25 protein-coding genes are annotated in these 23113 nt (G+C 69.2%); 12 read left to right on the forward strand and 13 right to left on the reverse strand.

Features of this window, described 5'->3' with window-relative positions; genetic code table 11:
• Positions 1-40 precede the first annotated feature (40 nt).
• Both ACFYTQ_RS20955 and ACFYTQ_RS20960 read right to left on the reverse strand, forming a co-directional pair.
• Positions 41-1216: a PucR family transcriptional regulator gene (locus ACFYTQ_RS20955; RefSeq protein ID WP_387363243.1), complete on the reverse strand. Its 1176-nt coding sequence runs from the start codon at positions 1214-1216 to the stop codon at positions 41-43.
• 75 nt (positions 1217-1291) lie between these two features.
• Positions 1292-1738 carry a winged helix-turn-helix transcriptional regulator gene (locus ACFYTQ_RS20960; protein ID WP_387363246.1) on the reverse strand — a complete coding sequence of 149 codons (447 nt, stop codon included), beginning with the start codon at positions 1736-1738 and terminating at the stop codon, positions 1292-1294.
• A 66-nt stretch (positions 1739-1804) separates the two neighbouring features.
• Between ACFYTQ_RS20960 and ACFYTQ_RS20965 the strand changes: the two genes are divergently transcribed.
• The 3 genes from ACFYTQ_RS20965 to ACFYTQ_RS20975 all read left to right on the forward strand — a co-directional run bounded on the left by ACFYTQ_RS20965 (position 1805) and on the right by ACFYTQ_RS20975 (position 4817).
• Entirely contained in the window at positions 1805-2707 is a 903-nt protein-coding gene (locus ACFYTQ_RS20965) for an NADP-dependent oxidoreductase (protein ID WP_387363249.1), read from the forward strand.
• Between the two features lie 7 nt (positions 2708-2714).
• The gene (locus ACFYTQ_RS20970) at positions 2715-4391 is read left to right on the forward strand and encodes a DUF885 domain-containing protein (RefSeq protein ID WP_387363252.1); all 1677 of its coding nucleotides are present in this window, start codon (positions 2715-2717) and stop codon (positions 4389-4391) included.
• A gap of 135 nt (positions 4392-4526) precedes the next feature.
• Positions 4527-4817, forward strand: a complete 291-nt coding sequence (locus tag ACFYTQ_RS20975) for a hypothetical protein (protein WP_387364229.1) — start codon at positions 4527-4529, stop codon at positions 4815-4817.
• A 41-nt stretch (positions 4818-4858) separates the two neighbouring features.
• Here the strand turns inward: ACFYTQ_RS20975 and ACFYTQ_RS20980 are convergent, their stop codons facing one another.
• Genes ACFYTQ_RS20980 through ACFYTQ_RS20990 form a run of 3 tightly spaced genes read right to left on the reverse strand, consistent with a single transcriptional unit; the run spans position 4859 to position 6609 of the window.
• The gene (locus ACFYTQ_RS20980; RefSeq protein ID WP_387363255.1) at positions 4859-5467 is read right to left on the reverse strand and encodes a DUF305 domain-containing protein; all 609 of its coding nucleotides are present in this window, start codon (positions 5465-5467) and stop codon (positions 4859-4861) included.
• Positions 5468-5518: 51 nt separating this feature from the next.
• Positions 5519-5992 (reverse strand): hypothetical protein, encoded by a 474-nt coding sequence (locus ACFYTQ_RS20985; RefSeq protein WP_387363258.1) that lies wholly within the window; start codon positions 5990-5992, stop codon positions 5519-5521.
• 47 nt (positions 5993-6039) lie between these two features.
• The gene (locus ACFYTQ_RS20990) at positions 6040-6609 is read right to left on the reverse strand and encodes a hypothetical protein (protein ID WP_387363261.1); all 570 of its coding nucleotides are present in this window, start codon (positions 6607-6609) and stop codon (positions 6040-6042) included.
• 72 nt (positions 6610-6681) lie between these two features.
• Between ACFYTQ_RS20990 and ACFYTQ_RS20995 the strand changes: the two genes are divergently transcribed.
• Positions 6682-7821, forward strand: coding sequence for a class I SAM-dependent methyltransferase (locus tag ACFYTQ_RS20995; RefSeq protein ID WP_387363264.1), 1140 nt, complete (start codon positions 6682-6684; stop codon positions 7819-7821).
• Between the two features lie 116 nt (positions 7822-7937).
• Positions 7938-8795, forward strand: a complete 858-nt coding sequence (locus tag ACFYTQ_RS21000; RefSeq protein WP_387363267.1) for a Bax inhibitor-1/YccA family protein — start codon at positions 7938-7940, stop codon at positions 8793-8795.
• Positions 8796-8866: 71 nt separating this feature from the next.
• Here ACFYTQ_RS21000 and ACFYTQ_RS21005 read toward each other — a convergent pair whose 3' ends face one another.
• From ACFYTQ_RS21005 to ACFYTQ_RS21015, 3 genes are all read right to left on the reverse strand, one after another.
• Entirely contained in the window at positions 8867-10087 is a 1221-nt protein-coding gene (locus ACFYTQ_RS21005; RefSeq protein ID WP_387363270.1) for an acetyl-CoA C-acetyltransferase, read from the reverse strand.
• A 35-nt stretch (positions 10088-10122) separates the two neighbouring features.
• The gene (locus ACFYTQ_RS21010; RefSeq protein ID WP_387363273.1) at positions 10123-10989 is read right to left on the reverse strand and encodes an SGNH/GDSL hydrolase family protein; all 867 of its coding nucleotides are present in this window, start codon (positions 10987-10989) and stop codon (positions 10123-10125) included.
• A gap of 93 nt (positions 10990-11082) precedes the next feature.
• On the reverse strand, positions 11083-11541 hold the full coding sequence (locus tag ACFYTQ_RS21015) for a hypothetical protein (protein WP_387364232.1): 459 nt from the start codon (positions 11539-11541) through the stop codon (positions 11083-11085).
• 134 nt (positions 11542-11675) lie between these two features.
• Between ACFYTQ_RS21015 and ACFYTQ_RS21020 the strand changes: the two genes are divergently transcribed.
• The 4 genes from ACFYTQ_RS21020 to ACFYTQ_RS21035 all read left to right on the forward strand — a co-directional run bounded on the left by ACFYTQ_RS21020 (position 11676) and on the right by ACFYTQ_RS21035 (position 16749).
• A complete protein-coding gene (locus ACFYTQ_RS21020; protein ID WP_387363276.1) occupies positions 11676-13052 on the forward strand; it encodes a cystathionine beta-synthase in 1377 nt (458 codons plus the stop codon).
• A 108-nt stretch (positions 13053-13160) separates the two neighbouring features.
• Positions 13161-14318 (forward strand): AbrB family transcriptional regulator, encoded by a 1158-nt coding sequence (locus ACFYTQ_RS21025; protein ID WP_387363279.1) that lies wholly within the window; start codon positions 13161-13163, stop codon positions 14316-14318.
• 490 nt (positions 14319-14808) lie between these two features.
• The gene (locus tag ACFYTQ_RS21030) at positions 14809-15450 is read left to right on the forward strand and encodes a transglycosylase SLT domain-containing protein (protein WP_387363282.1); all 642 of its coding nucleotides are present in this window, start codon (positions 14809-14811) and stop codon (positions 15448-15450) included.
• A 126-nt stretch (positions 15451-15576) separates the two neighbouring features.
• On the forward strand, positions 15577-16749 hold the full coding sequence (locus tag ACFYTQ_RS21035) for a hypothetical protein (protein WP_387363285.1): 1173 nt from the start codon (positions 15577-15579) through the stop codon (positions 16747-16749).
• A 104-nt stretch (positions 16750-16853) separates the two neighbouring features.
• Here the strand turns inward: ACFYTQ_RS21035 and ACFYTQ_RS21040 are convergent, their stop codons facing one another.
• Positions 16854-17201, reverse strand: coding sequence for a DUF6401 family natural product biosynthesis protein (locus tag ACFYTQ_RS21040; protein WP_387363288.1), 348 nt, complete (start codon positions 17199-17201; stop codon positions 16854-16856).
• Between the two features lie 55 nt (positions 17202-17256).
• Positions 17257-18420 carry an acyl-CoA dehydrogenase family protein gene (locus tag ACFYTQ_RS21045; RefSeq protein ID WP_387363291.1) on the reverse strand — a complete coding sequence of 388 codons (1164 nt, stop codon included), beginning with the start codon at positions 18418-18420 and terminating at the stop codon, positions 17257-17259.
• 38 nt (positions 18421-18458) lie between these two features.
• Here ACFYTQ_RS21045 and ACFYTQ_RS21050 point away from each other — a divergent pair, with 38 nt between their 5' ends.
• The gene (locus ACFYTQ_RS21050) at positions 18459-19607 is read left to right on the forward strand and encodes a cystathionine gamma-synthase (protein WP_387363294.1); all 1149 of its coding nucleotides are present in this window, start codon (positions 18459-18461) and stop codon (positions 19605-19607) included.
• A 61-nt stretch (positions 19608-19668) separates the two neighbouring features.
• Here the strand turns inward: ACFYTQ_RS21050 and greA are convergent, their stop codons facing one another.
• Together greA and ACFYTQ_RS21060 are read right to left on the reverse strand one after the other, a co-directional pair.
• On the reverse strand, positions 19669-20163 hold the full coding sequence (gene greA / locus ACFYTQ_RS21055) for a transcription elongation factor GreA (RefSeq protein ID WP_387363297.1): 495 nt from the start codon (positions 20161-20163) through the stop codon (positions 19669-19671).
• Positions 20164-20455: 292 nt separating this feature from the next.
• Positions 20456-20881: a DUF4307 domain-containing protein gene (locus tag ACFYTQ_RS21060; RefSeq protein WP_387363300.1), complete on the reverse strand. Its 426-nt coding sequence runs from the start codon at positions 20879-20881 to the stop codon at positions 20456-20458.
• A gap of 133 nt (positions 20882-21014) precedes the next feature.
• On the opposite strand from ACFYTQ_RS21060, the gene mca reads away from it, so the two are divergent.
• Entirely contained in the window at positions 21015-21911 is an 897-nt protein-coding gene (mca, locus tag ACFYTQ_RS21065; RefSeq protein ID WP_387363303.1) for a mycothiol conjugate amidase Mca, read from the forward strand.
• Complete coding sequence (locus ACFYTQ_RS21070; RefSeq protein ID WP_387363306.1) at positions 21908-22192, forward strand: hypothetical protein; 285 nt, start codon at positions 21908-21910, stop codon at positions 22190-22192. Before mca ends, ACFYTQ_RS21070 begins: the two co-directional genes overlap by 4 nt.
• A gap of 362 nt (positions 22193-22554) precedes the next feature.
• Here ACFYTQ_RS21070 and ACFYTQ_RS21075 read toward each other — a convergent pair whose 3' ends face one another.
• On the reverse strand, positions 22555-22797 hold the full coding sequence (locus tag ACFYTQ_RS21075; protein WP_387363309.1) for a PASTA domain-containing protein: 243 nt from the start codon (positions 22795-22797) through the stop codon (positions 22555-22557).
• Positions 22798-23113 lie beyond the last annotated feature (316 nt).

Genomic DNA, 23113 nt, shown 5'->3' on the forward strand with positions numbered 1-23113 from the left:
TCATGATCACCCCACAGGTGGGCACAATGCCCGAAATGCCCTATCCCTCAGCATGATTGCGGTAGGTGCGCGCCACCAACGCGGCGCGCAGATACCACAGTCCGCTCGGCTCGGTCGGGTCCAGACCGGTGAGCTGGCCGACGCGCTTGAGGCGGTAGTCGACGGTGTTGGTGTGCACCTGGAGCTGTCGCGCGGTGCGCTGGCGGGACAGGCCCGTGGCGAGGTGACTGCGCAGGGTCTCGAGCAGATCCGGGTGGTCGTCGAGCGGATCGAGCAGGGTGCCGAGCCGGTCCAGGCCCGGTCCGGGGCGGGTGAGCTGGTACTCCATCGCCAGATCGGCGAAGCGGTAGAGCGCGGGCGGGCTGCCCAGCCGCAGCACGGTGTCGAGGAGTTCGTGGGCGCGGTCCGCGCAGTCGGGGATCTCGGCGGTGGCGGCGGTGACGACCGTGGCGGTGATCGGCACCTGGGCGGCCTCGGCGAGCCGGGCGACCAGCGGGTCCAGTTCCTCGTCGGCGATCGCGTCCGCGGGCACGAGCACGGTGCCGCCGTCGACGCTGAGCAGCGACAACACCCGCCCGTCACCGGAGCGGGCCAGCTCGGCCTGCAATCGCCGAAGTTTGCGGCGCGCAACGACTTTGCCGTCCACGCCCGGCCGGTCCTCGTCGCGATGGCGGGGCAGGCTCATCGCCAGCACGGCGTACTCCGGCGCGATCTCCACGCCGCTCTCCCGGGCCATGGTCGAGGTCGGATGCCCCGACAGCAGCGCCGACACCAGGGTGTGCACGGCGGTGTGGTGCTCGCTGACCGCCGCCTGGTGTTCGCGCACGTACGCCAGCGAGACCGCCGGGGTGATCGTGTCCAGGACCTGCAGGAGCAGCTGGGCCGGATTCTCCGGCCGCTCGTGCGGTTCGGTCTGGGTGAGCAGCAGATCGAACGCCACCCGGAAGCCCTCGTGCACGGCGTGGTGCACGGTATCGATCGGGATGCCCTCGCGCGCCCAGCCCGCGGCGGCCTGCCGCAGGAATTCGACCTTGTCGTCGGGGCAGCGGCCCTCGAGGACGTCGATGGTCAGTTCCAGGCAGACGCGGGTGACGGCGGTGATGTCGCCGCGTAACGCGTCACCGGGCAGGGTCGCGCACGGTGCCACATGCCTGGCGAAATGGCCGACCAGTTGTCGCGAGAGATTCCGGACATCGTGTCGGGCGCGTCCGTTCATGGAGACTCCGCAATCGCGTCTTCGAGGAACACGAACGTTCCCAGTAGCGGCCGACTCTATCGAGCGTGCCGGTCGCTACGCAACCGTCCGGGATGTGACCGGTAGGGGTTCGGGCGGTGTGAGATCGGCCTCACGCTCGTCGAATCGCGCTCGGGCGCTGACCAGTTCGCCCTGGTGGGCGACGACCCACGAACCCATGGCATGGGTCAACCGGCCCAGGTCCTCGCCCAGTTCGGTGAGGGAGTACTCCACCCGCGGCGGCACGGTCGGGTATACCGCGCGGCGGACCAGGCCCTCGCGTTCCAGGGTGCGCAGGGTCTGGGTGAGCATCTTCTGGGTGATGCCGTCGAGGCGGCGGCGCAACGCGTTGAACCGCACGGGTTTCCCGTCGACGCGCAGCGCGCCGAGCACCAGCAGCACCCATTTGTCGGCGAGCACCGACAGCAGTTCGCGGGCGGGGCAGCGGTTCAGGTAGCTGTCGACCAGATCGTCGGAGCCGATCCAGGAGTCCACGGTATCCATCGGGTACCTCGGTATGGAAATAGTGCCTACTTTCCAGCGGATACTACAGCGCCCAGAATCGGGAGTATGCGAGCGATCAGTCAGAACAGCTTCGGCGGCCCGGATGTGTTGCGCACCATCGAGATTCCCCGCCCCGAGCCCGGACCGGGCGAGGTGCTCGTCCGGGTGGCGGCGACATCGGTGAATCCGGCGGATTGGAAGGTGCGCGCGGGGCACGTCCTGCTGGGCGACCCGCCGTTCACGCTCGGATTCGACGTCTCGGGCACGGTCGCCGCGCTCGGATCGGGCGTGACCGGCTTCGCGGTGGGGGAGGAGGTGTTCGGGATGGTGTTCGGCAGGTTCGGCGCGTACGCGGAATACGTTGTGGCGCAGGCGGAGTCGCTGGTGCGCAAGCCGGAGGCGCTGGATCACGTCCACGCCGCCGCGCTGCCCAGCGCGGCGACGACCGCGTGGCAGGCGCTCGCGGGGCTGCGGGCCGGGGAACGGGTGCTGATCCACGCGGCGGCCGGGGGCGTCGGGCATCTGGCCGTGCAGATCGCCGTCGCGCGGGCCGCGGAGGTGCTGGGGACGGCGCGCGCGGACAATCACGAGTTCCTGCTGGGGCTCGGCGCGAGCGAGCTGATCGATTACCGCGCAACGGATTTCACCACGGTCGTGCGCGATGTCGACATGGTGTTGGATCTCGTCGGCGGCTCCTACGGCGCGCGCTCGCTGCGGGTGTTGCGGCCGCAGGGACGGTATGTGGACGCGCTGGGCTCCGACGCCGAGGGCGATCCGCGGTACGTCCGGTTCTACGTCGAGCCGTCCGGGGCGGATCTGCGCGAGATCGTCGCGTTGATCGACGCGGGCCGGTTGCGGGTGGAGGTGGCGCGGGTGCTGTCGCTGGCGGAGGTGGCCGAGGCGCACCGGATCAGCGAATCCGGCCGGGTGCGCGGGAAGATCGTGCTGGTGCCGTGGGGCGCGGCATGATGGGGTGATGGACGCGCACGCCGAACTCGTCGATCTGGCCGAGAAGTACTGGGACACCGTGCTCGAGGCGGCGCCCGGCGCCGCGACCCTGCTGGGGGATCGCCGCTTCGACGACCGGATCGAGGATCTCTCCGAGGCCGCCGAACAGCGGTTGACCGGGGTGTATCAGGGCCTGCTGCAACGGGTTTCGGCCCTCGACGCGGCGGCGTTGACCGACCGGGACCGGATCACCCGGGCGTTGCTGATCCAGGAGCTGGCCTCGGCCGTCGACCAGCTGGAGTGGCGGCCGGTGGAGATGGCGTGCGATCAGATGGACGGCGTGCACGCGGCGACCTTGACCCTGGCGCCGCAGACCAATGCCCCCGCGCCGGAGAACGCGCGGGCCCTGGTGCGCCGGTTCCGGCAGTTCGACACCCTGTTCGCGCAGGCCGCGGAGCGGTTCCGGGCGGGGCTGGCGGCCGGGCGCGCGCCCGCGCGGGTCGTGGTCGAGCGGTCGCTGAACCAGCTCGACGGATACCTCGCCTCGGATCCGGCGGACGATCCGTTCGTCACCTTCCCCGGCCCGGCCGACTGGGACGGTGAATCCGCTTGGCGCGCAACGCTGTCCGAGGTGGCGAGCGAGGTGATCCGCCCGGCCCTGCGCGAGTATCGGACGGCGTTGGCCGAGGAACTGCTCCCCGCGGCACGACCCGACGACAAGGCCGGGCTGTGCTGGCTCGGATCCGACGGCGAGGACATCTACCGGCGGCTGCTGCGCAGGCACACGACCCTCGACGATCTGGGGGCCGAGGAGATCCACGCGCTGGGTCTGGCCGAGTTGGAACGGCTGCGCGAGGAGTACGCGCGGGTGGGCGGCGCGCTGTTCGGGCTGCGGGATCAGGCCGAGATCTTCGAGCGCCTGCGCGCGGACCCGGCGCTGCGCTACCGCGACGGGGCGGAGATCCTGGCCGACGCGCGCGCCGCGCTGGCCGACGCCGACGCGGCCATGCCCGACTGGTTCGGGCGGCTGCCCGAGGAGTCGTGCGCCATCGTGCCGGTGCCGGAGTTCCTCGCGGCGGATGTGGCCGGGGCGTACTACTTTCCGCCCGCCGCCGACGGCTCGCGGCCGGGGACCTACTTCGTGAATTTGTACGACCCGTCCGATCAGCCTCGCTACCAGACCCGGGCCATCGCCTACCACGAGGCCATTCCCGGTCATCACCTGCAACTCACGATCGCCAACGAGCTGACCGGGGTGCCGCGCTTCCAGCGGCAGTCCTTCGCCAACACCGCGTTCGTGGAGGGCTGGGCGCTCTACACCGAACGCCTCGCCGACGAGATGGGGCTGTATCCGGACGATCTCGCCCGGATCGGCATGTTGGCGGCCGACTCGTTCCGCTCGGCGCGGCTCGTGGTCGACACCGGTCTGCACGCGCGGGGCTGGAGCAGGCAGCGCGCGATCGACTTCATGGTCGCGCACGTCCCGGTCGGGCGCACCGAACTCGAGACCGAGGTCGATCGGTATATCGCCATACCGGGGCAAGCGGTCGGTTACAAGGTCGGACAGCTGGAGATCGCGCGGCAGCGGGCGCGGGTCGCCGAGCGGCTCGGGGAGCGCTTCGACATCAAGACCTTTCACGACACCGTGCTGGGCTCCGGGTCGGTGAGCCTGCCGGTGCTGCGGGAACTCGCCGGGACGCTCTGAGGCCCGGCCCGTCAGCGGCCGAAACGGTGTGTCCGCCTGCGGCAAACAACCGGCGTGCTGTTCAATGGACTGGTACGACGAGTTCTTCCAGCATGCTCCGCCCTCGCAGCATCCGAAAGGACAACTACCGTGAGCATGGTTCTCGCCGCAGCACACGACATGTACACGACGGTGGTCGCCCAGGTCGGCAATCCGACCCCGGAAACGCCCCCGGCCGCGGACAAGATCATGAAGATGGTCCGCTACTTCACCTGGTTCGTCCTGCTCTCCGGCGTCAGCGCCATCACCTACGGCGGCGGGCGCTTCGCCTGGGAGAAGTGGAGCGGCGGCGCCCTCGAATCCCCGAAGATGGTCGCGGGAGCCATGATCGGCGGCGCCACGGCCACCAGCGCGGGCACGATCATGAACGCCGTCATCGGCAGCTGATGCCGGGATGACGTCGCGCGTCATCCCGGCGTCGGCGGTGCTCAGGACTGGGTGAGCAGGGTGTGCATCCGGTCGATCTCCGCCTGCTGGGCGGTGACGATGGCCTGGGCCAGGGCCTTGGTCCGGGCGTCTCGACCGTCGGTGAGTTCGGTGTCGCTCATGGTGACCGCGCCCTGATGGTGCGCGATCATCATCCGCAGCCACTCCCGGTCGAAGTCCGCGCCCGAAAGCCCTTGCAGCGCGGTCATTTCGTCGTGCGTCATCATGCCGGGCATATCGTGGCCCATATCGGCGGAGGGCGCGGGCCTGCCCGCCGCGCGCAGCAGATCGGTGATCTGCTGCATCTCGGGGGCCTGGGCCTTCTCGATCTCCGCGGCCAGGGCGATCACCTGGGGGTTCGGCGAGCGGCCGGGGACCAGTTTCGCCATATCGAGGGCCTGGGCGTGATGCGGATACATCATTTGCAGGAAGGTGATGTCGGCATCGGCGAAACCCGCGTCGGCGGTGGTCGTGCCGCCGCCGTGGTTCATGCCGGACATGGTCGTGGTGGCCGGGGACGCGGTGTCGTCGCCGTTGCTGCAGCCGGCCATGAGCAGGGCCACGGCGATGCCGGTGCCCGCGAGCGTGGTTCGGGTACGGGGGCCGAACATGATTGTCCTCCTGAGGGATTCGTCTGGGTGAAGGGCGCGCGCGGGCGCCCATCAGATCCGCAGGATCGACAGCTCCGGTAGGGACGGCACGGTCCACGGGGGTGGGCGTGGCTGGCGGGACAGCCGGGCGCGCGCGGCGGCGGCCGCGGCATCGGCCCGGTCCGCGCCGACCCACGCCACCAGCGCGAGCCCCAGGACGAGGGCGAGCGCGGACAGGACGAAGACGCACGCGTGCATTCCGGCGTGCGCGGGGCTCGGGTCGGCGGTGGCCGCCTGGTCGTGTGCCCGCGCCGCGGCGGGTTGGGTCGCGGCATGCGTGGTGTGGTCGGTGGCGGGTTGGGCCGCGGCGTGCGTGGCGGGTTCGGTGGCGGGTTGGGTCGTGGCGTGCGTGGCGGGTTTGGTGGTCGGGTGGGCCGACGCGTGTCCGGCCCCGAAGACGGCCGAATGCATGATCGCGATCCCGGCGACCAACACGAACAGCCCGAGCAGCCGCGAGCGGCGGGGCGTTCGGCGGGAAGCGATCACGCCGCCAGTCTAGGTCGGCGCGCCGCGGCCGAACCAGGCCGCCGGACTCAGGGCGTCGCGATATCGATCACCAGGCGGGCCGGATTGTCCAGTGCCGCAACGGAAAACGCGGGCCGGTCCGCGTCGATGCCGATGAACGACCGGGTGGCGCCCTCGTAGACGTGCGCGCCGTAGACCCCGGTGATCCCCGGCACCGCCGGATCGGTGACCGGATCCGGACCCTCGTATTCGGCGACGCCGCTGTCCCAGGGATAGGCCGAGCCGAGGATCTGTACCTCCAGAATGGACCGCCCGGCCACCGCCACGGCCGTCCCGCTCCCGTCCTGGACGGCCCGGTCGGTGTAGCGCACCCGCCAACCCGGCCGTCCCGTGCCGCCGAGTTCGTAGACCACGCGATCGAACCCGGGGTGGTGGCCGAGGCGCACGCCCGTGACCGTCAGGCGCGCGCCCGGCGAGGGATCGCCCTGTTCCGGGTCCACGCTCGTGGGCGGCGCCGCGGCGGCCGAGGTGGTCGCGACGTGCTCGGCGGGGTGCGCGGCAGGCTGGGACGAGTCGGTCGAGCAACTCGTCAGCAGCGTCAACCCCGCGATCGCGGTGAATACCAGCCTGTTACGCATGGGGCAGATGGTATGCCGGGTAACCATTGGGGTGGTGGCGACGACACGGCAACGATCTAGCACACTAGAGGTGTGTTGGTCGACGACGTATTGAGCCGATTGCGGCGGTATCCGGATGTGGAGGCGGTGAACCTCTATGCCGTCGACGCCGCCGATCGCCTGATCCTCGACGTCGCGGCCGAATCGCTCGAGAAGGCGGGCAGCGGACACGTGGCCGTCCTCGACGACGGCTACGGCGCGCTCACCCTCGGCGCGATCGCGGCCCACGATCTGCGCGAGGTGCGGGTGCATCAAGATCTCTTGACGGGAGAACAGGCCCTCGCCCACAACGCCCGCGCGCTCGGGCTGGCCGATCGCTATGTCGCGCATCCGCTCGGGCGCGGGTTGCTCGCCGATGTCAAGGTGGTGCTGCTGCGGCTGCCCCGCGCGCTGTCGGGCCTGTCCGAGATCGCCGACGCCATCGCGCGCTACGCCGATCCGGATGTGCGGATCTTCGCGGGGGCGCGGGACAAGTACCTGACCCCGGCCATGAACGAGGTACTGGCCGAATCGTTTTCGTCGGTGCGGGCCAGCCGGGGCCGGCAGAAGTCGCGCATCCTCCTGGCGGAGGGCCCGAAACCGTTGGGGGAGCCGCCCTTTCCGGTGCGCAAGCGGATCGATGAGCTGGGGCTCGAGGTGGTGGCGCACGGCGCGGCGTTCTCCGGGCCGCGGCTCGATATCGGCACCCGCTTCCTGCTCGAGCATCTGCGCCGGATGAAGCCCGACGCGCGCGACGCCATCGATCTGGGTTGCGGCACCGGCATTCTCGCGGTGGCCCTCGCCAAGGCCCGCCCGCACCTCGCGGTGACCGGCACCGATCAGTCCGCCGCGGCGGTCGCCTCCGCCCGCGCCACCGCGGCGGCCAACGACGTCGCCGACCGCGTGCAGGTGCTGCGCGACGACGCCATGTCCGAACTCGCCGATCACAGTGCGGATCTCGTGGTCTGCAATCCGCCCTTCCACATCGGCGCGGCGGTGCACACGGGGTCGGCCATCAAGATGTTCGCCGAGACCGGGCGGGTGCTGCGGCCGGGCGGGGAGCTGTGGACGGTCTACAACTCGCACCTGAACTATCGGGGCGTGATGGAACGCATGGTGGGCCATACGGATGTGGTGGGCCGCAATCGCAAGTTCACCGTTACGCGCTCGGTACGCGGGTTGCGTACGCGGTAGAGTCCTGAATGTCCGATTTCTGTCCGGTTCGGGAACTTGCTTCCGGCACCGGGCGTTGGACAATCAGAACGGTCACGATCGACGTTGGCCGCGAACCTCGGAAAGGCGACGAGACGGTGCGCACCACTAGCAACCCGATCTTCAAGCAGTTACCGCAACAGCAGGGCGGTGGATACGCGGGATTCGGTTCGGCGGCTGCGGGCGCCGGGCAGTTCGGGCAGTACGGCCAGCAGCCGTACGGCTACGAACAGCAGCAGCAGCCGTATCAGGCGGCCCCGGCCGCGCGGCCGATGACCATCGACGACGTCGTCACCAAGACCGGCATCACGCTGGGCGTGGTGACCGTGGCGGCCGTGCTGTCCTACGGGCTCACCGCGGCGAATCACGCGCTGGCACCGCTGTTCGTCATCGTCGGCGGCCTGGTCGGCTTCGTGCTGGTGATGGTCGCGACGTTCGGGCGCAAGCAGGACAATCCGGCGATCGTGCTGAGCTACGCGGCGGCCGAGGGGCTGTTCCTGGGCGCGCTGTCGTTCATGTTCACCAATGTCGCCTTCGGCGGCGTCGGCGGTTCGGGGCTGATCGCCCAGGCGGTGCTCGGCACCTTCGGCGTGTTCTTCGGCATGCTGGTCGTCTACAAGACCGGCGCGATCCGCGTGACGCCGCGGTTCACCCGAATGATGTTCGGCGCCATGATCGGTGTGCTGGTGCTCATGCTCGGCAACCTGATCGCCGCGTTCTTCACCCCGGGCGGTTTCGGCCTGCGCGACGGCGGCCCGATCTCGATCATCTTCAGCCTCGTCGTGATCGCCATCGCGGCCTTCAGCTTCCTGCTCGACTTCGACGCCGCCGACCAGCTCATCCGGGCGCAGGCGCCGGAGAAGGCGGCCTGGGGCGTGGCGCTGGGCCTGACCGTCACCCTGGTCTGGCTGTACCTGGAGATCCTGCGACTGCTGAGCTACCTGCAGAGCGACTAGTCCTCACGACCTATCCGAAAACCACTGGCCCTCGGGAAATCCCGAGGGCCAGTGGTCTTTTCAGCGGAGGATCAGCTGAGGCGTTCGATGATCATCGCCATGCCCTGGCCGCCGCCCACGCACATGGTCTCCAGGCCGAACTGCTTGTCGTGGGTCTGGAGGTTGTTGATGAGGGTGGCGGTGATGCGGGCGCCGGTCATGCCGAACGGGTGGCCCAGGGCGATCGCGCCGCCGGAGACGTTCAGCTTGTCCAGATCCATGCCGAGCTCGCGAGCCGAGCCGAGCACCTGCACCGCGAACGCCTCGTTGATCTCGTAGAGGTCGATGTCGCCGATGCCCATGCCCGCGAGCTTCAGCGCGCGGCGGCTGGCCTCGATCGGGCCCAGGCCCATGATCTCCGGCGACAACCCGGACACGCCCGTGGACACGATGCGGGCCAGCGGGGTCAGGCCCAGATCGCGCGCCTTGGTGTCGCTCATGATGACCAGCGCCGCGGCGCCGTCGTTGAGCGGGCAGGCATTGCCCGCGGTGACCGTGCCGTCGGGGCGGAAGACCGGCTTGAGCTGCGAGATCTTCTCGTAGGTGGTGCCGGGCCGGGGGCCGTCGTCGGTGCTCACGACGCTGCCGTCGGGCAGGGTGACCGGGGTGATCTCGCGCTCGAAGAAGCCCGCCTTGATGGCCTCCTCGGCGCGGTTCTGCGAACGCACACCCCAGTGGTCCTGCTCCTCGCGGGAGATGCCGGTGAACTGGGCGACGTTCTCGGCGGTCTGGCCCATGGCGATGTAGATGTCGGGCAGCAGGTCGTTCTCGCGCGGGTCCTGCCAGCCGTCGGTGCCGCCCTGGGCGCGTTCGACCGTGCGGGACTCGGCCTCGGCGAACTTGATGTTGTGGGTGTCGGGCCAGCCGTCGGAGGTGCCCTTCGGGAACCGCGAGACCGTCTCGACGCCCGCGGAGACGAACACCTCGCCCTCGCCCGCCTTGATGGCGTGGAAGGCCATGCGCGAGGTCTGCAACGACGAGGAGCAGTAGCGGTTGACCGTGGTGCCGGGCAGGTAGTCGTAGCCGAGCTGGGTGGCGACCACCTTGGCCATGTTGAAGCCGCCCTCGCCGCCGGGCTGACCGCAGCCCAGCATCAGGTCGTCGATGTCGGAGGCCGCGAGCGCGGGCACCTTGTCGAGCGCGGCGCGCACCATCTGGGTGGCCAGATCGTCCGGGCGCATGCTCACCAGGGAGCCCTTGGCGGCCCGGCCGATGGGCGAACGGGCGTAGGACACGATGACGGCCTCGGGCATGAGGACTCCTTCTGTCGTCGGATGCTCCTCCGAATTTACGTCGCGGGCATCGGGTCCGGAACACCCGGTATGCCCCTGTCGCTCGCGCGCAGTTCGCGCAGCAGGGCCGGGAGCAGATGCTTGGCGGCCAGCTCGTAGCCCGCCGCGGAGGGATGGAAGCCGTCGGTGGAGAACAGGATCTCCGGGGTGGTGCGGAATTCGCGGCCGAGCAGATTGCCCATCGCGACCGGACTCGCGCCCGCGGCCAGCGTCGCCGCGGTCTGGGCGCGGGCCAGCCGCTGACACCAGCCGTGCACGACCGTGCGCAGCGGTTGCGGAATCGCCGACACCGTACCGAGATCCGGGCACGTGCCGACCACGACGACGCTGCCCGCCGCGCGCAACCGGCCCACGGCCTGCCGCAGCCGCTGCGCCGAGCGCAGCACCGAATGCTTCTTGGTGACGTCGTTCGCGCCGATGAGGATGACCGCGGCGTCCGGCGGCGGTCCGGCGACGAACATCGCGTCCACTTGTCCCGCAAGACCTTTCGAGGTGGCGCCCGATATCGCCTTGGTGCTCAATCGGATTCGCAGCCCGGTCGCCTCGGCCAGGCCGCGCGCGATGCGCACGCCCGGCACGTCCTCGGGGTCGACGCAGCCGACGCCCGCCGCGGTGGAGTCGCCGAAGATCATCAGATGCAGATCGAACGGCACCCCGGTGCGCCAGCGCCGCGGCGCGAGGCAGCCCGCGGTGTACACCCCGTCCGCCTCCGGCGGCTTGGCCGTATCGCGCCCGATCACGGTGCGCGCGGCCTGCGCCTGCGACATCAGCAACTTGTAGGTCGCCCAATACCCGGCGGTGGCACCCGAACCGGCCACCACGGTCGCGGCTCCCGTCACCGCGAATGTCCGCCACGTCCTCACGAAACCCTCCGCTACAGCCTCTCCCGCCTCGACATCGACCTGCATACATCGTGCCGGATCGCTCGGCTGTGAGCACGGACCCCGGGCGAACGGTTACTGACCCGGTGGCGGACCGGCGACCTCGAAGGAGCCGTGCGCGGGCGCGTGCAGGGCGTTGGTGGTGACGATGACCTCGATGTGGCCGGGCCCGGTGTCCTGGAACATCGCGTACAGGATGCTGCCGTAGATGCCGGTGACCACGTTCAGGCGGTACTCGCCCGCGGCCCCGGTGTTCATATTGCGCCAGGACACCGTGGTCTCCACATTGCACAGCGGAGCGAACGGGTACTGGCCGGGCCCGACGCCCTGGATGGGCAGCGCCTGCACATTGACGACCGCGCGGCCTGGGTAGTCGGGGCTGGTGTCGGCCCAGGTCCGAATGTTGCCCCAGCAGAACCCGCCGTAGTACATGCTCGGCGTCTGCGGGAATTCGGTGGTCTGGGCGGCGGCGGGCGCGACGAGCGCGATGGTCCCGAGGGACCCGAGCACGGCAGCGCGGACGGTCTTCGGCATCCTCACGCGGGCGATGATAGGGCGAATACGGTTCCCGGTCGCGCTTTGTGGTAAACGCCGCGCCGGAAATCGGACGCGCCGATCGATCCGCACCCGGTCCGAGCCCGCGCGCGGGTTCTGGAACGATGGGTGCCATGCGCATCGCGAACCACGTCGTCGACCTGATCGGCAACACCCCGCTCGTTCGGCTGAACGCCGTGGTGGGGCCGAACTCCGGCCTGGTGGCGGCGAAGATCGAATACCTCAACCCGGGCGGCAGCTCCAAGGATCGGATCGCGGTCAAGATGATCGACGCGGCCGAGGAGCAGGGCCTGCTGAAGCCGGGCGGCACGATCGTCGAGCCGACCTCCGGCAACACCGGGGTGGGCCTGGCGCTGGTCGCGCAGCAGCGCGGGTACAAGTGCGTATTCGTCTGCCCCGACAAGGTCGGCGAGGACAAGCGAAATGTGTTGCGCGCCTACGGCGCCGAGGTCGTGGTGTGCCCGACCGCCGTGCCGCCGGAGCATCCGGACAGCTACTACAGCGTCTCGGACCGTCTCGTCCGCGAGATCGACGGCGCCTGGAAGCCCGATCAGTACTCCAACCCGGGCGGCCCGGCGAGCCACTACGAGACCACCGGCCCGGAGATCTGGCGCGACACCGAGGGCCGGGTCACCCATTTCGTCGCCGGGGTCGGCACGGGCGGCACGATCACCGGCGCGGGCCGCTACCTCAAGGAGGTCTCCGACGGGAAGGTGAAGGTCATCGGCGCCGACCCCGAGGGTTCGGTGTACTCCGGCGGCACCGGCCGGCCGTATCTGGTCGAGGGCGTCGGCGAGGACTTCTGGCCGACCGCCTACGACCCGAGCATTCCCGACGAGATCATCGCGGTCTCCGACGCCGACTCCTTCGAGATGACCCGCCGCCTGGCCCGCGAGGAGGGCCTGCTGGTCGGCGGCTCGTGCGGGATGGCCGTGGTCGCGGCCCTGCGGGTGGCCGAGCGCGATCCGGACGCGGTGGTCGTGGTGCTGCTGCCCGACGGCGGCCGCGGCTATCTGTCGAAGATCTTCAACGACCGCTGGATGAGTTCCTACGGCTTCCTCAGCACGCGCCTGGACGGCCGCAGCGAACCGCTGGTCGGCGAGGTGCTGCGCGGCAAGTCCGGCGCGCTGCCCGATCTCGTGCACACCCATCCGTCGGAGACGCTGCGCGACGCCATCGAGATCCTGCGCGAGTACGGGGTCTCGCAGATGCCGGTGGTCGGCGCGGAACCGCCCGTGATGGCCGGTGAGGTCGCGGGCAGCGTCAGCGAGCGCGATCTGCTCTCGGCCGTGTTCGAGGGTCGCGCGCACCTGACCGATCCGGTCTCCAAGCACATGAGCGAGTCGTTCCCGCTGATCGGTTCCGGCGAGCCGGTGTCGAGCGCGACCAAGGCCCTGGAGACCACCGACGCGCTGATGGTCGTCGAGGACGGCAAGCCCATCGGCGTGATCACCCGGCACGATTTGCTGGGCTTTCTCAGCAGCTACTGACACCCGTTCGATACCGCTTCGATCGGCTCCTTTCCGTTAGGTAACTTCCGAACGGGAATAACTGGACTGTTACCGGGAGTTCACGGGCGCCGACGAGGATGGGGTCGTATGACGCGGGGACAGGCGTGTGTGCTGGTGTTGCTGGGTATCGCGGTGCTCGCCGCCGCGGAGCTGCTCGAACGCGTCGGATTCCCCGCGGCGGCGATGATCGTCTCGCTCGTGGTCGGCGCCGCGCTGGCGATGAGCGGTCGCCTGCCCGCCGCGTTGCCGCGGCCGGTGAGCGTGGGCGTGCAGGCGATGTTGGGCGTGCTCATGGGCAGCTACCTCGAGGTGGCGCTGTTGCGTTCGATCGGATGGGATCTCGTCCCGGTGCTGCTGGTCACGGTCGCCACGCTGGTGATCAGCGTGCTGGTGGCGCTCGTCTTCGCCCGGGTGGCCGGAATGAGCCTGCCGACGGCGACGCTCGGCATGATGGCCGGGGGCTCGGCGGCCGTGGTCGCGTGCGCCGACGAGTTGGGGGCCGATCCGCGGCGGGTGGCGTTCATGCAGTACCTGCGGGTGGGTTTCGTGGCGCTCAGCGCGCCGGTGGTGGCGACGCTGCTGGGGGAGGGCGACGGGTCCGCCGCCGAGGTCGCCGGACGGGTCACGAATCCGGATCTGCCCGCCTGGATGATCGTCGGACGGGGCGATCAGGTGGCCGGGCTGTCGATCGCTATCGTGTTGTGCCTGTTGGGAATTCGCGTCGGCCGATGGCTGCGGCTGCCCAACGCCGCGCTGCTCGGGCCGATGTTGCTGGCCATGCTGCTCACGGCCGCCGGGGTGAGCCACGGGTACGCGCCGACGCATCTGTTCAAGCAGTTGCTGTTCGTGTGCGTCGGCTTCGAGGTGGGCGGCAGGTTCACCCGTTCGGTCGTGGTCGAGATGGCCCGCCTGATCCCGGCCGTGACCGCAGCGGTGGTGACGCTGTCGGGGTTGGTGGGCGCGGTCGCGGTGAGCCTCGGTCTGGTCGTGGATCTGCGGCCCACCGATCTGTACCTGGCCACCACGCCGGGCGGCATCAACGCCGTACTGGCCACGGCCGAGACGATGAATGTGCACACGCCGCTGATCACCTGCGTGCAGAGCATCCGGTTGATCGTGACGGTGCTGTTGCTGCCCGTCGTTACCCGGGTGTTGCGGACATCGGTCACGCCACGGATCGACCCGGGTGGGGAGACGCGGCCGATGGTCGCGCGGGCGGCGGTATCGGCAGGTGGCGGGGGCTGACGGACGGCGTCACCGCGTCGTGACCTTCCGTTACCGGACGTTGTCCAAGAGCGGACAAACGGCCCTCGTCCAGCGCGACACGGTAACTTTCTTGGTGATCCGGGTCACTATAAGGTTTATCTAAAACCGCAGTTCAAAGGGTTATAGCGAGACCGAACTGTCCAACCTACGGTCGCGTAGCACCTACTGTTAACCTTCGGTTAGGTTTACGGCAACCTGCCGCAATCATCCTGTGACCTCGTTCGAAAACAGACCTCAGGTCTGCACAGCACGAGGAGTAGTCAACACCAACGCGGAAACACGACCGCCGCCGGACCATCCGGCCATCACCGAGATTCGGGTCGTGTCAGTTGGGGAGCCAGTCTCTCCCCGGTCCAAGCACAAAAGCATTCAGCGCGAAGGCGAGCCCGCGAGCGACGGGTCCTCGTCCTGGTATCGCGCTGCCCGCTGCAGGCCACCGGCCGATACAGAGTAGGAAACCCACCTCGAAATGACGACGAAGTCCTTCATCGCGAACAACAGAACCAAGGCGATCGCGCGCACCGCGGGCTCGGCGACCCTCGCCCTGGCCGCCGTCGCCGCCATCGCGGGCGCCGCCGGACAGCACTCCGACGCGGTCGAGCCCACCACGCTGGCGTCCACGATCGCCGCCTCCAACGCCCCGCAGGCCCCGGCCGCCCCGGCCGCGCCCGCCGCGCCCGTCGCGCAGGCCGTCGAGGCCGCCGCCATCCCGGCGCCCATGCCCGCCCCGGCCCCCGAGCCCGCGCCCGCGCCGGAACCGCAGCCCGCCCCCGCGCCCGCGCCGAGCTACCCCGACAACCTCGACGGCTGGATCCACCAGGCCCTCGACATCATGGCCGCCCACGGCATTCCGGGCAGCTACGAGGGAATCATGCGCAACATCATTCGCGAGTCCTCGGGCAACCCGCAGGCGATCAACCTGTACGACTCCAATGCGGCCATGGGCATCCCGTCCAAGGGCCTGTTGCAGGTCATCGATCCGACCTTCGCCGCCTACCACGTCGACGGCACCCCCTTCGACGTGTGGGATCCGGTCGCCAACATCGTGGCCGCGTGCAATTACGCCGCGCACCGCTACGGCTCGATGGACAACGTGAACTCCGCGTACTGAGCGCGCAACAATCCGGTAGCAATATCGATGCAAACCGGTGATTCGACTGATCACCCAGGGGTATAAACCCTTCAGTAGCAGTTCTGGCAAACCGTCGGGAACGTCAGATAGCGAAGGGATGGGTCGGTGTACACCTCCAGTTTGGCTATCGATTTTCAGCAGGGCATGTCGAACGCGTGGAGTTCCATCGCGACGTGGGTGCCCAAATTCATCGGATTCCTCGTCGTCCTCGTCATCGGCTGGATCGTCGCGAAGGTCGTGGCGAGAATCGCCGGGGCGATCCTGCGGCGGATCGGTTTCGACCGGCTCGTCGAACGCGGCGGGATCAAGGACATGCTCGCGCGGAGTCGCTACGACGCCACCGACATCCTGGTGAAGCTGGTCTACTACGCGATCCTGCTGATCGCGTTGCAGATCGGCTTCGGGGTCTTCGGCCCGAATCCGGTCAGCGACATGCTCAACGGCATCGTCTCCTGGCTGCCGCGGGCCGCGGTCGCGATCATCATCGTGGTCATCGCGGGCGCGATCGCGCGGGCGGTCTCGGATCTGGTCTCGAACATGCTCAGCGGCCTGTCCTACGGCCGGATGCTGGGTCGCATCGCCGCGGTGTTCATCTGGGGCGTCGGCATCATCGCCGCGCTGAACCAGATCGGGGTGGCCACCTCGGTGACCATGCCGATCCTCATCACCGTCCTGGCGACCATCGGCGGTGTGCTGGTGGTCGGCGTCGGCGGCGGCCTGGTCCGGCCCATGCAGCGGCGCTGGGACGGCTGGCTGGACAACCTCGAGGGCGAGATGCCGCAGCTACGCGGTCACGCCGAGGCGTATCAGCGTGGGCGCGAGGACGTTTCGCGGCAGCGCGAGATGTCCCACGAGCAGGAGAGCGAGCATCGCACGCCGCAGATGGCGGGCGGCGCGAGCTACGGCTCCGAGCAGATGGGCCGCGGGCAGATGGGCTCGATGGGGTACGGCTCCGAGCGCGGCGATCGTCCGGGCGCGGGCGGCGGTATGCCGGGCGCGCAGGGCGGACGGCCGGGCGCGCAGGGTGGTCCCGCCGGGATGCCCGGCGGACAGGGCGGTCGGCCGGGAATGCCGGGCGCGCAGGGCGGTCCGACCGGGATGCCCGGTGGACAGGGCGGTCGGCCGGGAATGCCCGGCCCGCAGGGCGGCGGTCGCCCCGGTATGCCGGGCGGTCGTCCGGAAATGCCCGGCGCGCAAGGGGATCGGCCGGGAACCCAGGGCGGCCATCACGGGCACAGCGGGCCGACCGGCGACGATCCGGGTGAGTCCCGGCGCTGATCCGTCCGACCCGACAACGCGATATCCTGAGCGGCCGCGAATCACGCGGCCGCTCAGCGCTTTTCGGGTGGCGGCGGCGCGACCGTCGCGGCCACGAATCGGGATCAGGTCCGGGCGAACGCCAGCTGACACACCCCGGCGAGCCGCAGTTGCAGCCAATCCGCGGCGCACCACTCGTGCGGATCCCGCGGCGCGGCCAGCGCCGCCCGGCCGGAATGTTCGAGCAGGCCGCGGGCGTAACCGGCGAGCAGGACGCTCCCGGGCACCGCGGCCGAATTCTCCACCCCCATTTCGAGGATGTCGCGGATCGCGGCGGCATGCTGATCCAACGCCGCCGACACCGCCGGGACCGCCCGGGCCGCCGCCAGCGCCGGAACTCCGTGCGTCTGGTGCAGGCGATTCAAGGTCTTGCGCGCCGACACTTCGAGCAACGCGGAGCCGAACAAAAACACCCGGCAATGCTAGCAATCACGCAGCATTTACCACACTGTGATATTTCGCAAATTGTCAGCGAAACGCCTTCGATCCGGTGAGTGCCTCGCCCAGCACGAGCTGATGCACCTCGGCCGTGCCCTCGTAGGTGAGCACCGACTCCAGGTTGTTGGCGTGCCGCAGCACCGGATACTCGAGCGTGATTCCGTTGGCGCCCAGGATGGTTCGGCATTCGCGGGCGATGGCGATGGCCGCCCGGGTGCTGTTGAGCTTGCCCGCGCTGACCTGTTCGGGTCGCACGCCGCCCGCGTCCTTGATTCGCCCGAGGTGCAGGGCGAGCAGCAGGCCCTTACCCAGTTCGACGGCCATATCCGCGAGCTTGGCCTGGGTGAGCTGATAGGCCGCGAGCGGTTTGTCGAACACCTCGCGGGTGCGCGCGTACTCGACGGTGGCGTTCAGGCAGTCCCGGGCCGCGCCGAGCGCGCCGAACACGATCCCGAACCGCGCCTCGGACAGACAACCCAGCGGCGCGGCCAGACCGGTGGCCTCGGGCAACCGCGCGTCGTCGGGCAGCCGCACCCCGTCCAGGCTGAGTTCCGCGGTGATCGAGGCGCGCAGCGACAGCTTGCGGTGCATCTCCCGCGCGCCGAAGCCCGGGGTGTCGGTGGGCACCAGGAACCCGCGAATGCCCTCCTCGGTGCGCGCCCACACCACGGCCACATCGGCCACCGAGCCGTTGGTGATCCACATCTTCGACCCGTCGAGCACCCAATCCGAGCCGTCGCGACGCGCCCGCGTGCGCATACCGCCGGGATTGGAACCGAAATCGGGTTCGGTGAGTCCGAAGCAGCCGAGCAGATTCCCGGCCGCCATCTCCGGCAGCCAGCGCCGCTTCTGCTCCTCCGAGCCGTACTTGTGGATGGCCGTCATCGCGAGCGAGCCCTGCACCGAGACCATGCTGCGCACACCGGAATCCACGGCCTCGAGCTCGAGGCAGGCCAGCCCGTATTCGGTGGCGGTCACCCCGGCGCAGCCGTAGCCCTCGAGATGCATGCCGAGCAGGCCCAGTTTCCCCAGTTCCGGGGCGAGTTCGCGGGCCGGGAAGGCGCCCGCCTCGAACCAGTCGGCCACATGCGGGCGCAGCCGCTGCTCGCCGAACAGCCGGACCGTGTCCCGGATCTGCCGCTCGGTGTCGGTGAGCAGGGAATCGATGGCGAAGAGCTCCTCAACGGTGACCATGCGAATCACAGTAATTGTCGAGTTCTAGGCTGGCAGTCATGACCGACGATCAGCTGGGGTTCTCCACACGGGCCGTGCACGCCGGGTTCGATCCCGATCCGCAGACCGGAGCGGTGAACGTGCCGATCTACGCGAGTTCGACCTTCGCCCAGGACGGGGTGGGCGGACTGCGCGGCGGATACGAGTACGCGCGGACCGGCAACCCGACCCGTACCGCACTGGAGGCCAATCTGGCCGCGCTCGAATCGGGCCGGTATGGACGGGCCTTCGCCTCCGGCATGGCGGCCACGGACTGTCTGCTGCGTGCCACCCTGCGGCCCGGAGATCACCTGGTCATCCCCGACGACGCGTACGGCGGCACGTTCCGCCTGATCGACAAGGTCTTCACGCAGTGGGGCATCGAGTACTCGGTCGCCCCGGTGTCGGATCCGGATCGAGTGCGCGAGGTCATGCGGCCCACCACCAAATTGGTGTGGCTGGAGACGCCGACCAACCCGCTGCTCAATGTCGGCGATATCGCCGCGCTGGCGGCCGTCGCGCACGGCGGCGGCGCGAAACTGGTGGTGGACAACACCTTCGCCTCGCCGTACCTCCAGCAGCCGCTGCTGCTGGGCGCCGACATCGTGCTGCACTCGACCACCAAGTACATCGGCGGCCACTCCGATGTGGTGGGCGGCGCGCTGATCACCGACGATCAGGAACTGGACGCGGCCTTCGCCTTCCTGCAGAACGGCGCGGGCGCGGTGCCCGGACCGACCGACGCCTTTCTCACCATGCGCGGGGTGAAAACCCTTGCGGTGCGGATGGATCGGCACTGCGACAACGCCGAGACACTCGCCGGTTACCTCGTCGATCATCCGGCCATTTCGCGGGTGATCTACCCGGGCCTGCCCGAACACCCCGGATACGCCATCGCGCAGAAGCAGATGCGCCGCTTCGGCGGCATGATCTCGGTGCGCCTGCACGGCGGCCACCAGGCGGCGCACGACTTCTGCGCGCGCACAAGGATTTTCACCCTCGCCGAATCGCTGGGCGGGGTGGAGTCGCTCATCGAGCATCCGGGCGCCATGACGCACGCGTCGACCGCGGGCTCCGAACTCGAGGTGCCCGCGGATCTGGTGCGACTGTCGGTGGGAATCGAGGACATCGGTGATCTGCTGGCCGATGTGGAGCAAGCACTGGGCTGATACGGGAGCGGGTCCGGCAACGGTGCTGCATCCCGTTGCCGGACCCGGCGAATTCCCGGCGTCAGCTGTGGTAGGGCTCCGCGCTGACCAGCGTCACCTTCATGGTGTTGCCGTTGGGCAGGGTGTACTCGCGGGTCTCGCCCACCTTGGCGTCGATCAACGCGCCGCCGAGTGGCGAAGAGGGCGAATAGGTTTCGAGGTCGGAGCGGCCCAGGCCCTCCTCGCGCGTGCCGATGAGGAAGGTCTCGGTATCGCTCTCGTCGCCGTCGTAGTAGACCTTGACCACCGAACCCGGCAGTGCGACACCGGAAACCGCGGGCGGCACGCCCACCTTCGCGTTGTTGAGCAGCTCCTGGAGCTGCCGGATGCGTGCCTCCTGCTGGCCCTGCTCCTCGCGTGCCGCGTGGTAGCCGCCGTTCTCCTTGAGGTCGCCTTCTTCGCGGCGTTCGTTGATCTCGGCCGCGATGACCGGACGGTTGGCGATGAGCGCGTCGAGTTCGCTCTTGAGCCTCGCGTGCGACTCCGGGGTCAGCCAGGTCACGTTCGTCTCAGTCATCTCGATCACTCCCTAGTAGTTGTTCCCGGCGTGCCGGGATTCCCTGAGGCCGCCGTCGTGCGCCCCCGCTGCTGGAGGCGCACGACGGCGTGGACGGCTGGAGCGATCCCTGGGGGATGTCCTCGAACCCCGACAGCGCCGGCCGTCAATGCAGCAAACACGGCTCCAGAGGCTCCGGAACCGTGCGTTGGACCATTTTAGCACGAAATACAAAAACGCAGGTCGGAGCGGTCTTTGCGACGCGTTTTGCCCTGTTGGCCCGGCATTTCGCGGCCCGGTCGCGGGGTGTTTCTCAGGGGGCTCTCAGGTACTCGGGCACTTTGCCGCTACATCCGTAGATGTTGCCGTTGGCCGGGCGCGCGGTCGCCCGCACGGGCACGGTGATCTCGACGGTGCCGCTGTCGGAGGGCGCGATCAGCACCTCGCGGCGGCCGACCTCCGCGCCGTCGGTGTCCATCGCGCGCACGAAGCAGACGACGGGCCGGTCCGGATGTTTGCGGGTGACCTTGAAATGAACGGTCAGCGTGGAGTCGTCCACGAGCTGATAGCCGAGCTGATCGGGCTCGATGTCCTGCGGCCCGAACTGCCGATACCCCAGGTAGGCCACGCCGAGACCGAGCAGGACCACCACCGCGCCGAGCGCCCCGGCGACCCAGCGGCGGTCGCGCCGCGGGCCGGTGCCGTAACGGTCGGCCACCCGGGTGGAGGCTTCGCTCATGATCTGGTCGCTCCCGGGGGGTAGGTCGGAACAATCGGAGGTCGAATGGAACTATAGGGAGTGGAGATCGAGGGCCCACACCCGCGGCGGAGAGCGATGAGGTGACGATGGTGAGCGACGAGGTGAATCAGGCGTGAGTGGACTTCGCCTCATGGCGGTGCATGCCCACCCGGACGACGAATCCAGCAAGGGCGCCGCGACGACCGCGAAATACGCCGCCGAGGGCAACGACGTCCTGGTCGTCACCCTGACCGGCGGCGAGCGCGGCTCGATCCTCAACCCCGCGATGGACGTGCCCGGCATCCTCGATCGCATCAACGAGGTGCGCAAGGAGGAAATGGCCGAGGCGGCCAAGGCGCTCGGCGTGCGGCAGACCTGGCTGGGCTTCGTGGATTCCGGTCTGCCCGAAGGGGATCCGCCGCCGCCGCTGCCCGAGGGCTGCTTCGCCCTGGTGCCGCTGGAGGAGGCGACCGAGGCTCTGGTACGGGTCGTGCGCGAGTTCCGGCCGCACGTCATGACCACCTACGACGAGAACGGCGGCTACCCGCACCCGGACCACATCATGTGCCACAAGGTGTCGATGGCCGCGTTCGAGGCGGCCGGTGACCCGGAGCGCTTCCCCGACGCCGGGGAGCCGTGGCAGCCGTTGAAGCTGTACTACGACCACGGCTTCAGCATGCAGCGGCTGGAGGTGTTCGCCGCGGAGTTCGAGCGCATCGGCGAGCCGTTCCCCATGCAGGACTGGCTCGACCGCATCCGCAAGGCCGCCGCCGAGCGCGGCGACATCATGGGCCGGGTGACCACGCAGGTCGAATGCGCCAAGTACTTCCCGCAGCGCGACGACGCCCTGCGCGCGCACGCCACGCAGATCGACCCCAACGGCGCGTTCTTCGCGATCCCGCTGGAGATGCAGCAACGCCTGTGGCCCACCGAGGAATTCGAACTCGCCCGCACCCACGTGCGCACCGAACTCCCGGAGACCGACCTGTTCGCGGGCATCCGCGAGGCCGACGAGGACCCCGCCCGATGATCTGGACCCTGCTGGCCCAGCCCACCACCAACCCCACCGGCCCCGAATTCGGCAAGGCCAGCCCCCTCGGCCTCGTCATCATCCTGGTCCTACTGGTGGGCACGGTCCTACTGATCCGCTCGATGAACAAGCACATCAAACGCCTACCCGCCGAGTTCTCCCCCGAGCACCCCGAACCCGACCAGGCGGCCGACGAGGGCACCGACCCGGGCGCGGTGGAGGGCGATGCGTCCGACCAGCAGCCGAAGCCGCCCGCGAAGGCAGACCCGGACCAGAGCTGAGCCCCCTCCCGCTACCGGTTCGCTCCAACCAGTCCCTCGCTTCTGACTCGGGCACGCTTTTCGCCCGAGTCAGAAGCGAGGGTCCCGAGTCCGATGCCGACAGATGTCACAGTCGCAATCGAAGTACCCGATCCCCGCGCTACCCCGCGCCCCCCGCCGCTCGGCTTCCTCCAGATCCGCGAACCACGGCCGCCGTGACACGCGAGAGGTGGTGCTGTTCTTCATGCCCGATGAATACCCAGTCCCACCCCACTCAACGGATCACGATTCCGCTGATTTTCGTTGCGCCCCAGGCGCATCGGCAACCTTTCGGCTCATCTACTCCCGGAGGCTCCGACAGCGCCGCCCCGAACCAGCGGGTCTCAGCACGGGTTCGGCTCCCCGTACTTCACGACCGAAAGAACCGCCTCGCCTTCCGTGAAGGGCGTCCCGGGCGCGGGGGTCTGGGCGACGACGATCCAATTGCGGTCGAGAATCTGCTTGCGCCCGGCCCCGGTGGCGTCCTTGGAACGCGAGAAGAACACCCCGGCCCGCTGAATCGTGTTCTGCGCGTCCTGCAGATTCAGGCATACGACGGGCGGCATCAGGGCCACGGAATTGGTCACCGGGGAGGCCGGAGGCGGCGGGGGAGCGAGGGACGTGGTGGTGGTGGGAATCGGCGCGACCGTCGTGGTGCTCGACAATGCTGATGTGGTGGGCTCGGCCGATCGGGAGGATGTCGTGATCGGCGCGGCAATGGGATGAGGGCCAGCCGTACATCCGGCGGTCGACAGCACGGCTGACACGCCGAAGGCAAATATGAGACCAGCGTGTCCTGTTTTCCGATTGATGGTCACGACGTGTTGATCGCCGTCGCATGGCGAATTGATACAGCCGAAATTTCGAACCAACCGGACGGCTCGTGGGAAGCGGTCGGTTTTC

Origin of the sequence: Nocardia sp. NPDC004068 (genome assembly GCF_042874315.1) — a bacterium.
Lineage (GTDB): Bacteria > Actinomycetota > Actinomycetes > Mycobacteriales > Mycobacteriaceae > Nocardia.

Bases quoted from the DNA above. Each gene is read 5' to 3' on its own strand.
- greA (WP_387363297.1), bottom strand. From the start codon at position 20,163: ATGACTGAGACGAACGTGACCTGGCTGACCCCGGAGTCGCACGCGAGG.
- ACFYTQ_RS20965 (WP_387363249.1), top strand. From the start codon at position 1,805: ATGCGAGCGATCAGTCAGAACAGCTTCGGCGGCCCGGATGTGTTGCGC.
- ACFYTQ_RS20990 (WP_387363261.1), bottom strand. From the start codon at position 6,609: ATGCGTAACAGGCTGGTATTCACCGCGATCGCGGGGTTGACGCTGCTG.
- ACFYTQ_RS21045 (WP_387363291.1), bottom strand. From the start codon at position 18,420: ATGGTCACCGTTGAGGAGCTCTTCGCCATCGATTCCCTGCTCACCGAC.
- ACFYTQ_RS20955 (WP_387363243.1), bottom strand. From the start codon at position 1,216: ATGAACGGACGCGCCCGACACGATGTCCGGAATCTCTCGCGACAACTG.
- ACFYTQ_RS21030 (WP_387363282.1), top strand. From the start codon at position 14,809: ATGACGACGAAGTCCTTCATCGCGAACAACAGAACCAAGGCGATCGCG.
- ACFYTQ_RS20975 (WP_387364229.1), top strand. From the start codon at position 4,527: ATGGTTCTCGCCGCAGCACACGACATGTACACGACGGTGGTCGCCCAG.
- ACFYTQ_RS21005 (WP_387363270.1), bottom strand. From the start codon at position 10,087: ATGCCCGAGGCCGTCATCGTGTCCTACGCCCGTTCGCCCATCGGCCGG.
- ACFYTQ_RS20960 (WP_387363246.1), bottom strand. From the start codon at position 1,738: ATGGATACCGTGGACTCCTGGATCGGCTCCGACGATCTGGTCGACAGC.
- ACFYTQ_RS21020 (WP_387363276.1), top strand. From the start codon at position 11,676: ATGCGCATCGCGAACCACGTCGTCGACCTGATCGGCAACACCCCGCTC.
- ACFYTQ_RS20980 (WP_387363255.1), bottom strand. From the start codon at position 5,467: ATGTTCGGCCCCCGTACCCGAACCACGCTCGCGGGCACCGGCATCGCC.
- ACFYTQ_RS21050 (WP_387363294.1), top strand. From the start codon at position 18,459: ATGACCGACGATCAGCTGGGGTTCTCCACACGGGCCGTGCACGCCGGG.
- ACFYTQ_RS20970 (WP_387363252.1), top strand. From the start codon at position 2,715: ATGGACGCGCACGCCGAACTCGTCGATCTGGCCGAGAAGTACTGGGAC.
- ACFYTQ_RS21060 (WP_387363300.1), bottom strand. From the start codon at position 20,881: ATGAGCGAAGCCTCCACCCGGGTGGCCGACCGTTACGGCACCGGCCCG.
- ACFYTQ_RS21070 (WP_387363306.1), top strand. From the start codon at position 21,908: ATGATCTGGACCCTGCTGGCCCAGCCCACCACCAACCCCACCGGCCCC.
- ACFYTQ_RS21025 (WP_387363279.1), top strand. From the start codon at position 13,161: ATGACGCGGGGACAGGCGTGTGTGCTGGTGTTGCTGGGTATCGCGGTG.
- ACFYTQ_RS21015 (WP_387364232.1), bottom strand. From the start codon at position 11,541: ATGCCGAAGACCGTCCGCGCTGCCGTGCTCGGGTCCCTCGGGACCATC.